This is a genomic window from Mesorhizobium norvegicum (genome assembly GCF_004919685.1).
In the GTDB taxonomy this organism is placed as follows: Bacteria; Pseudomonadota; Alphaproteobacteria; order Rhizobiales; family Rhizobiaceae; genus Mesorhizobium; species Mesorhizobium norvegicum.
Window position 1 is genome coordinate 52,433 of record NZ_SMYZ01000063.1, and the last position, 7,163, is coordinate 59,595.

Annotated in this window: 9 protein-coding genes; 7 read left to right on the forward strand and 2 right to left on the reverse strand. The window is 63.8% G+C overall.

From position 1 onward, the window contains the following. Positions 1-98: 98 nt before the first annotated feature. Genes FCU66_RS25490 through FCU66_RS25500 form a run of 3 tightly spaced genes read left to right on the forward strand, consistent with a single transcriptional unit; the run spans position 99 to position 3,531 of the window. Entirely contained in the window at positions 99-1,046 is a 948-nt protein-coding gene (locus FCU66_RS25490; RefSeq protein WP_136620511.1) for an ABC transporter permease, read from the forward strand. Then, positions 1,043-1,912 (forward strand): ABC transporter permease, encoded by an 870-nt coding sequence (locus tag FCU66_RS25495; RefSeq protein WP_136620512.1) that lies wholly within the window; start codon positions 1,043-1,045, stop codon positions 1,910-1,912. The genes FCU66_RS25490 and FCU66_RS25495 overlap by 4 nt, the downstream gene beginning before the upstream one ends. Further along, positions 1,909-3,531, forward strand: a complete 1,623-nt coding sequence (locus tag FCU66_RS25500) for an ABC transporter ATP-binding protein (RefSeq protein ID WP_136620513.1) — start codon at positions 1,909-1,911, stop codon at positions 3,529-3,531. The genes FCU66_RS25495 and FCU66_RS25500 overlap by 4 nt, the downstream gene beginning before the upstream one ends. A 4-nt stretch (positions 3,532-3,535) precedes the next feature. On the opposite strand, the gene FCU66_RS25505 is transcribed toward FCU66_RS25500, so the two are convergent. Then, positions 3,536-4,021 (reverse strand): NUDIX domain-containing protein, encoded by a 486-nt coding sequence (locus FCU66_RS25505; protein ID WP_136620514.1) that lies wholly within the window; start codon positions 4,019-4,021, stop codon positions 3,536-3,538. Between the two features lie 59 nt (positions 4,022-4,080). After that, positions 4,081-4,500, reverse strand: coding sequence for a TerB family tellurite resistance protein (locus FCU66_RS25510; protein ID WP_136620515.1), 420 nt, complete (start codon positions 4,498-4,500; stop codon positions 4,081-4,083). 150 nt (positions 4,501-4,650) lie between these two features. Between FCU66_RS25510 and FCU66_RS25515 the strand changes: the two genes are divergently transcribed. The 4 genes from FCU66_RS25515 (at position 4,651) to FCU66_RS25530 (ending at position 7,085) form a co-directional block, all read left to right on the forward strand. Further along, the gene (locus FCU66_RS25515; RefSeq protein ID WP_136620516.1) at positions 4,651-5,436 is read left to right on the forward strand and encodes a TSUP family transporter; all 786 of its coding nucleotides are present in this window, start codon (positions 4,651-4,653) and stop codon (positions 5,434-5,436) included. A 52-nt stretch (positions 5,437-5,488) separates the two neighbouring features. Then, positions 5,489-5,659 carry a hypothetical protein gene (locus tag FCU66_RS25520; RefSeq protein WP_023812274.1) on the forward strand — a complete coding sequence of 57 codons (171 nt, stop codon included), beginning with the start codon at positions 5,489-5,491 and terminating at the stop codon, positions 5,657-5,659. A 102-nt stretch (positions 5,660-5,761) separates the two neighbouring features. Then, on the forward strand, positions 5,762-6,592 hold the full coding sequence (locus FCU66_RS25525) for a helix-turn-helix domain-containing protein (RefSeq protein WP_136620517.1): 831 nt from the start codon (positions 5,762-5,764) through the stop codon (positions 6,590-6,592). A 73-nt stretch (positions 6,593-6,665) separates the two neighbouring features. Continuing rightward, positions 6,666-7,085: a VOC family protein gene (locus FCU66_RS25530; protein WP_136620518.1), complete on the forward strand. Its 420-nt coding sequence runs from the start codon at positions 6,666-6,668 to the stop codon at positions 7,083-7,085. Positions 7,086-7,163 lie beyond the last annotated feature (78 nt).

A 7,163-nucleotide genomic window follows, 5' to 3' on the forward strand; every position in this document is an offset into this window, starting at 1 on the left:
CTTGAGGGGGAGATGTCCGGCAGGACAGAGGGGGGCGCCGTAGAACGATACGCTCGCCCGATTCTTGAGACAGACAACGCAGCGGCTCTTTCATCCCGATGACCGCCTACCTCCTCAAGCGCCTCGCCATTGCGCTCGCCACGCTGTTGCTGGCTTCCATGGTGGTGTTCGCCGTCCTGGAGATACTGCCCGGCGATCCGGCGCGGCTGATGCTGGGTATGAACGCCAGTGCCGATCAGGTCGAACTCTTGCGCAACCAGATGGGCCTCAACGCGCCGCTGGCTTGGCGCTATCTGCACTGGGCGGGCGGCCTGCTCAGCCTCGATTTCGGCCGCTCCTACACCTATTCGGTGCCGGTCATCGACCTGGTGCGCGAGCGGCTTGCCGTCTCGCTGCCGCTGGCGCTGATTGCGCTAGCGCTCTCCACCATCATCGCGATTCCGGTCGGCCTGTTTTCCGCCAGCCGGCGTGGACGGGCCGGCGACACGATTTCCATGGGCGCCGCACAGCTTGGCGTCGCCGTGCCCAATTTCTGGTTCGCGCTGATGCTGATCTATGTCTTCGCCGTCTGGCTGCGGCTGGTGCCTGCCGGCGGCTTTCCCGGCTGGAGTGCCGGCATCGGGCCTGCGCTGAAATCGCTGCTCTTGCCGGCAGTGGCGCTTGCCTTGCCGCAAGCCGCGATCCTGGCGCGCGTCACCCGCTCGGCGCTGATCGAGGTGCTGAACGAAGACTATATCCGCACTGCCCGCGCCAAAGGCCTGCCCTATCGCACTGTCTTGTGGCGGCATGCCCTGCGCAACGCCATGATCCCGGTACTGACCATTCTGGGCCTGCAGTTCGCCTTCCTGCTTGCCGGCACCATCATCATCGAGAATGTCTTTTATCTGCCCGGCCTCGGCCGGCTGGTGTTCCAGGCGATCACCCAGCGCGACCTGATCGTTGTCGAAAGCGTCGTCATGCTGCTGGTCGCCGCCGTCATCGCCGTCAACCTCCTCGTCGACCTTTCCTATGCGGTCGTCGATCCGCGCCTGAGAAGCCGGCAATGACACTGCACATAGACATCCCCGAAGAGACGCTCAGTAGCATCCTGGCCAAGGCATTCAGGAACACCGCCTTCGTTGCCGGTTTCGTCATCACCTTGCTGATCCTGGCAATGGCGATCGTCTCTTATGCGTGGACGCCCTACGACGTCACGAAACTGGTGATATCGGACAAGACGCAGGCACCCTCGCTGGCGCACTGGTTCGGTACCGACCATTTCGGCCGTGACATCCTGTCGATGGTCATGGTCGGCGCCCGCAATTCGATTGCCGTTGCGCTGGTCGCGGTCGGCATCGGCATGGGGGTCGGCGTGCCGCTCGGCGCCTTTGCCGCGGCACGCGGCGGCCTCGTCGACGAGGCGCTGATGCGGCTGAACGACCTCGTCTTCGCCTTCCCCGCTTTGCTGTCGGCGATCATGATCACCGCCATCTTCGGGCCGGGGGCGGTGAATGCCATCATCGCCATCGGCATCTTCAACATCCCGGTTTTTGCGCGTGTCGCCCGCGCCGGCGCGCTGGCGATCTGGCCGCGCGAGTTCATTCTAGCCGCGCGCGCCGCCGGCAAAAGCAGCACCCAGATATCAATCGAACATGTGCTGCCCAACATCGCCACGCTGCTCCTGGTGCAAGGCACCATCCAGTTCGCGCTGGGCATCCTGGCCGAGGCCGGGCTTTCCTATCTGGGCCTGGGCGCCCAGCCGCCAATGCCGAGTTGGGGCCGCATGCTGTTCGACGCGCAGACCCGCATGGTGGTGGCGCCATGGATGGCGATCTTTCCCGGCATGGCGATCGTTGTCGCCGTGCTGGGGCTGAACCTCCTGGGCGACGGCATCGCCGACATCCTCGATCCGAAATCGCGGCGGCAGCGATGAGCCTGCTCGACATCGAGAACCTGTCGCTGACCATCGGCGACACGCCGATCCTCAAGGATATTGAGCTTTCCGTCGCGCCCGGCGAGGTGATGGGGCTGGTCGGCGAATCCGGTTCCGGCAAGTCGATGACCGCGCTGACGGTGATGCAGCTTCTGCCCCATGCGGCGCGCGCCACCGGACGCGTCACATTCGACGGCATCGACATCCTGGCAGCAACCGAGGACCAGATGTGCGCGCTGCGCGGCGACGACATCGGCATGGTGTTCCAGGAGCCGATGACGGCGCTCAATCCGGTCAAGACCATCGGCGAACAGGTTGCCGAAGGCATACGCTGGCACACCAAGGCCAGCCGCGCCGAAGCCGAAGACCGGGCGCGAAAAATGCTCGACCGCGTCGGACTGCCCGAAGCGAAATTCCCGATGTCGCGCTATCCGCACGAACTGTCCGGCGGCCAGCGCCAGCGCGTCGTCATCGCCATCGCCTGCGCGCTGAAGCCGAAGCTGCTGATCGCCGACGAACCGACGACGGCGCTCGATGTGGTGCTGCAGGCACAGATCCTCGACCTCTTGCGCGACCTCGTCGCCGAAAGCCGCATGGGCCTGCTCCTGATCTCGCATGACCTCGCGGTGGTGACCGAGATGGCCGACCGCATCACCATCCTGCGCCACGGCGAGGTGATGGAAGCCGGCGACACGGCGCGCACGCTGTCCGAACAGTTCCACCCCTACACGCGCCAGCTGGCACAGGCGTCGATGCATGTGCCGGCGCGCGCCAGGCTGCATGGCAACGAGACGGGCCGACCTTTGCTCCAGGTCGAGGGCGTGACGCGCGACTATCCCGGCCGACGCCCCTCGCTGTTCAAGCGCGCACCTGGTATCCGCGCTGTCGACGACGTCTCGCTGTCAATAGCGCCGGGCCGATCAGTGGCGCTGGTCGGCCGCTCCGGCTGCGGCAAGTCAACGCTCGCCCGCATGATCCTGGCGCTAGATCGACCGACGTCGGGCACGATCTCGTTTCGCGGCGAGACCATCACCGGCAAGAGCCAAGCCGAGCTGAAGCCGGCGCGACGTGACATGCAGGTCGTTTTTCAAGATCCCTACGGATCCTTCGACCCGCGCCAGAAGGTTGAAAAACTGGTCGCCGAACCCCTGCATGTGCTGGAGAAAAAGCCGACGCGAGCCGAGCGCCACGAGATGGTGGCGCATGCGCTGCACGAAGTCGGCCTCGACCAGCGCGACATGGACAAATACCCGCACGAATTTTCAGGCGGCCAGCGTCAGCGCCTGTCGATCGCCCGCGCCATCATCACGCGCCCCAAGCTGGTCGTCGCCGACGAGCCGGTCTCGGCGCTCGATGTCTCGATCCGTGCCCAGATCCTCGATTTGTTCGCAGAGCTCAACCAGAAGCTCGGCATCGCCTACCTCTTCATCACCCACGACCTGACCGTCGCCCGCGCCATCACGGATGAGGTGCTGGTCATGCATGACGGCAAGATCGTCGAGCGCGGCAAGACAAACGAGGTGCTCGACCACCCGCAGTCGGAGGCGGCCAAGGCACTTGTCACCGCCGCCCCTGATCTGCACCGGGCGATCGCTCGCCGGATGCAGGAGCAAGGTTAACCTCTCAGATCATCTGGAATTTTCCGGTGGCCTTGAACCGGAGATAGGCCTCGATGCTGCGCGCCATGTTGGGCAGCATTTCGGGCAAGCTGCCGGGCGCGAACCAGCCGACAGCACTGCTCTCGTCATCGGTGACGGCCGGCTCGCCTTCAAAGGAACGCGTGTAGAACATCAAAGTGAAGAACTGGGCGCGATCGCCATTCGGAAACTGGAAGGTTTCATAGCGCGGGTCGCAGCCGAACCCGAATGATTCGACGTTGCCGACGATCAACCCGGTTTCCTCAAGCACCTCCCGGATCACCACCGCTTCCAGGCCCTCGCCTTCCTCGGCATTGCCGCCAGGCAGGCCCCACAAATCAAAATCAGTCCGTCTCTGCAAAAGGATGCTGCCGTCGGCGCGTTCGATGACGATGCGAGCGCCCGGCATCAGCACCAGACGGTTTCCGATCAACGCTCGCAATTGTCCCAGATAGCTATCGGCAAAGGCCATCCAAACGCTCCCTCCCGGTGCCCGCGAACCGTTGCACAAGCAACGCCTCAGCCTTCCGGCTACACCACATCGACCGGGCTGATGTCGAGCAGGTCGAGCGTGCGGCGGAGCAGGCGCACCTCGCTTTCGGCCAGTTGCGAATCCGCCTTGGCGATCTCCGCCATATGCTGGGCCAATTGCCTGCGCCGTTCGATGTCGAGATCGCGGAACAGCGCGATGGCCTGCGAGCCATTGGTCTCGTAGCCGAACTCGTTGAGGTATTCGATGACGCTGTCGATGCTGGTTTCGGCAATGCCGAAGGCGTCCTTGCAGATGCGCCGGAAGGCAACCATTTCGCTCTCGCTGACCGAGCCGTCGGCCAGGATCATGCGAAACAGCATCAGCAATTCCGCCGACAGGACCGGATCGTCCGCCACCTTGCGCACGCCCGGGTCGCCGTCGAAGATCTGACGTATCTGGTCCAGCAGTGCGAATGCCATCAGGAGCCTCTTTCCGGGTTAACTACACACAAACACAAATCCAAGCGCGATGCGCTTGTATAGAGGTAGCGCGGAATCGATCTTGCGCAAACAGGGCGCTCGTGGTCGAACGCCCGTTATCTCAGCCGGCCGGACCCCTCAATACATCAGATGATCGACCTTAGCATCCAGACCGTCGCCATGCTCGCTTTCGCCGCCTTTGCCGCGGGCTTTGTCGATTCGATCGCCGGCGGCGGCGGGCTGATCACGGTGCCGGCGCTGCTGCTTGCCGGCTTCACGCCGGTCCAGGCGCTCGCCACCAACAAATTGCAAGGCATGTTCGGCTCGGGCTCGGCGACCATCCACTACGCATCGAAGGGTCATGTCGACCTGCGTCGGCAATTGCCGTCGGCGCTTCTGGCCCTGGTCGGAAGCGCCGTCGGCGCCTTGCTGGCGACGATCGTGCCGGGTGACATTCTGCGGGCTGCCCTGCCCATCGTGCTGATCGCCATCGCGCTCTACTTCGCGTTCAAACCCAACATGAACGATGTCGATCGCGCCGAGCGCCTGTCGCCGTTCCTGTTCGGACTGACCCTGGTGCCCGCCATCGGCTTCTACGATGGCCTGTTTGGGCCAGGTGCAGGCTCCTTCTACATGCTGGCTTTCGTGGCACTTGCCGGCTACGGCGTGCTCAAGGCGACGGCGCATACCAAGCTGCTCAACTTCGCCTCCAACATCGGCGGCTTCATCGTCTTCGCGGCCTTCGGCGTCGTCTACTGGAAGATCGGCCTGATGATGGGCGTTGCCCAGTTCCTCGGCGCCCGAGTCGGCGCCAGCCTGGCCATGCGCATCGGCGCAAAACTGATCAAGCCGCTGCTGGTGATCGTCTGCCTGGCGCTTGCCGTGAAGCTGCTGGCCGACCCTGCGAACCCGCTGCGGGCCTTGATTGGTGTGTGATCACGCGCCCTGATAGAATGCCGCTGTTCGAATCATGTTGGAGGAGCCACACATGAATCTTAGCGCACCTACCCAGATCGTTTTTATCATCTCCGTTGTTATCGCCATCATCGGCGTTCTCGCCGCGCTTGGCGTTCTTGCGTTCATTCCACTCGCATCGGTGTGGATTGTTCTTATTGCTTTCATCGTGCTTGCCGGCGGCTGCCTGATGCGCGGCGCCTGACCATTTCCCTTGAAGTGGGGACGAGGAGCGCCCGGCCAAAAGCCGGGCGCTTTTGATTCCGGTCCCGGGTCTGCTAGATTTGACTTGGCGCAAGGATGGTCGATGCCAGTCGAGATGCAACCCCAGCCAGAGCAGGACCGATCCGTCGCCGGGCGGTTCGAGATGCGCCGGCGGCTACCCAACCCTCGACTTCAGGGCATTGTGTCGGACATTTGCGGCTATCGCGAAATGGCGGCCGGCCATCTCCGCACCGTCGAATATGCGTCGCTCACCGTACCGCTGGTCATCAGCTTTGCCGAACCCTTCGCCATCGGCCTCGGCAAGGCGCCTGGTGACAATGACCGCTTCGCCAGTTTCGCCGCAGGCCTCTATGCCGGACCGGTGGTGATCGAATCCTTCGGCGGCGCCTGCTGCGTCCAGGTCAACTTCACGCCCCTTGGCGCACGCCGTTTCTTCTGCCTGCCGATGAGCGAACTGGCCGACAGCATGGTCGTCCTCGATGACGTGCTTGGCGCGCAAGGCCTGGCGCTGCGTGAACGGCTCGGCAACGCGCCGGACTGGGCGGCGCGTTTCGACATGGCCGAAGCCTTCGTCACCGCCCGTCTCGAGAATGCCGCGGAAACGCCGCTCGAAATCGCCTGGGCCTATGACCGCATCATCACATCCGGCGGCCGGACCCGCATTGCATCGATCGCCGAAAGACTGGGCTGGAGCCGCAAACATCTCGCCAGCAGTTTTTCCAACGCCATCGGCATCGGCCCCAAGACACTGTCGCGCATCGTCCGCTTCAACCGGGCGCTCGGCCTGTCGAGGCAGCAAACCGTCGACTGGGCGGATATCGCCGCCGATTGCGGCTACGCCGACCAGGCGCATCTGGTGCGCGAATTCCGCGACCTTGCCGGCGAGACGCCGACCGCACTCTCTGTCAGGTAACATTTCTTCAAGACGCTGGAGCGGCCTTCGACCAGAGTGGGGCATCGACGAACCCCAACTGAAGGAGATCGACATGACCACCAGCAACGAAGCGCCCCGCCTGTACCCCGCCCTACGCTACAAGAACGCGGCAAAAATGATCGACTGGCTGGGCGAGGCTTTCGGCTTCAGCGTCCGGGCCCGCTATGGCGAAGGCGATGTCGTGCACCATGCCGAACTGGTCTTCGGCTCCTCTATGATCATGCTGGGCACGGTGCGCGACGACGACTACGGCAAGATGGTCGGCGAACCCGGCTCAGGCGGCGGCAAGTCGATCTACATTGCCGTCGATGATGCCGATGCCGCCTATGCCAAGGCCAGGAAGGCCGGCGCCACGATCATCCAGGAATTGACCAACCGCGACTATGGCAGCCGCGAGTTCATCTGCCGCGACCCGGAAGGCAATGTCTGGTCCTTCGGCACCTACTGGCCGAAGGCGGGAGACAAGGCGTGAGCCGGTAGCGCTGTAGGTTCGGGATTGAGACCGAAGCCTCCCCAACTTCGTCATCCCTGGGCGAAGCAGGAGCGAAGC

Coding starts and splice junctions, on each gene's coding strand:
- FCU66_RS25510 (WP_136620515.1), bottom strand. CDS start 4,500: ATGGCATTCGCACTGCTGGACCAGATACGTCAGATCTTCGACGGCGAC.
- FCU66_RS25515 (WP_136620516.1), top strand. CDS start 4,651: ATGATCGACCTTAGCATCCAGACCGTCGCCATGCTCGCTTTCGCCGCC.
- FCU66_RS25495 (WP_136620512.1), top strand. CDS start 1,043: ATGACACTGCACATAGACATCCCCGAAGAGACGCTCAGTAGCATCCTG.
- FCU66_RS25530 (WP_136620518.1), top strand. CDS start 6,666: ATGACCACCAGCAACGAAGCGCCCCGCCTGTACCCCGCCCTACGCTAC.
- FCU66_RS25505 (WP_136620514.1), bottom strand. CDS start 4,021: ATGGCCTTTGCCGATAGCTATCTGGGACAATTGCGAGCGTTGATCGGA.
- FCU66_RS25525 (WP_136620517.1), top strand. CDS start 5,762: ATGCCAGTCGAGATGCAACCCCAGCCAGAGCAGGACCGATCCGTCGCC.
- FCU66_RS25490 (WP_136620511.1), top strand. CDS start 99: ATGACCGCCTACCTCCTCAAGCGCCTCGCCATTGCGCTCGCCACGCTG.
- FCU66_RS25500 (WP_136620513.1), top strand. CDS start 1,909: ATGAGCCTGCTCGACATCGAGAACCTGTCGCTGACCATCGGCGACACG.
- FCU66_RS25520 (WP_023812274.1), top strand. CDS start 5,489: ATGAATCTTAGCGCACCTACCCAGATCGTTTTTATCATCTCCGTTGTT.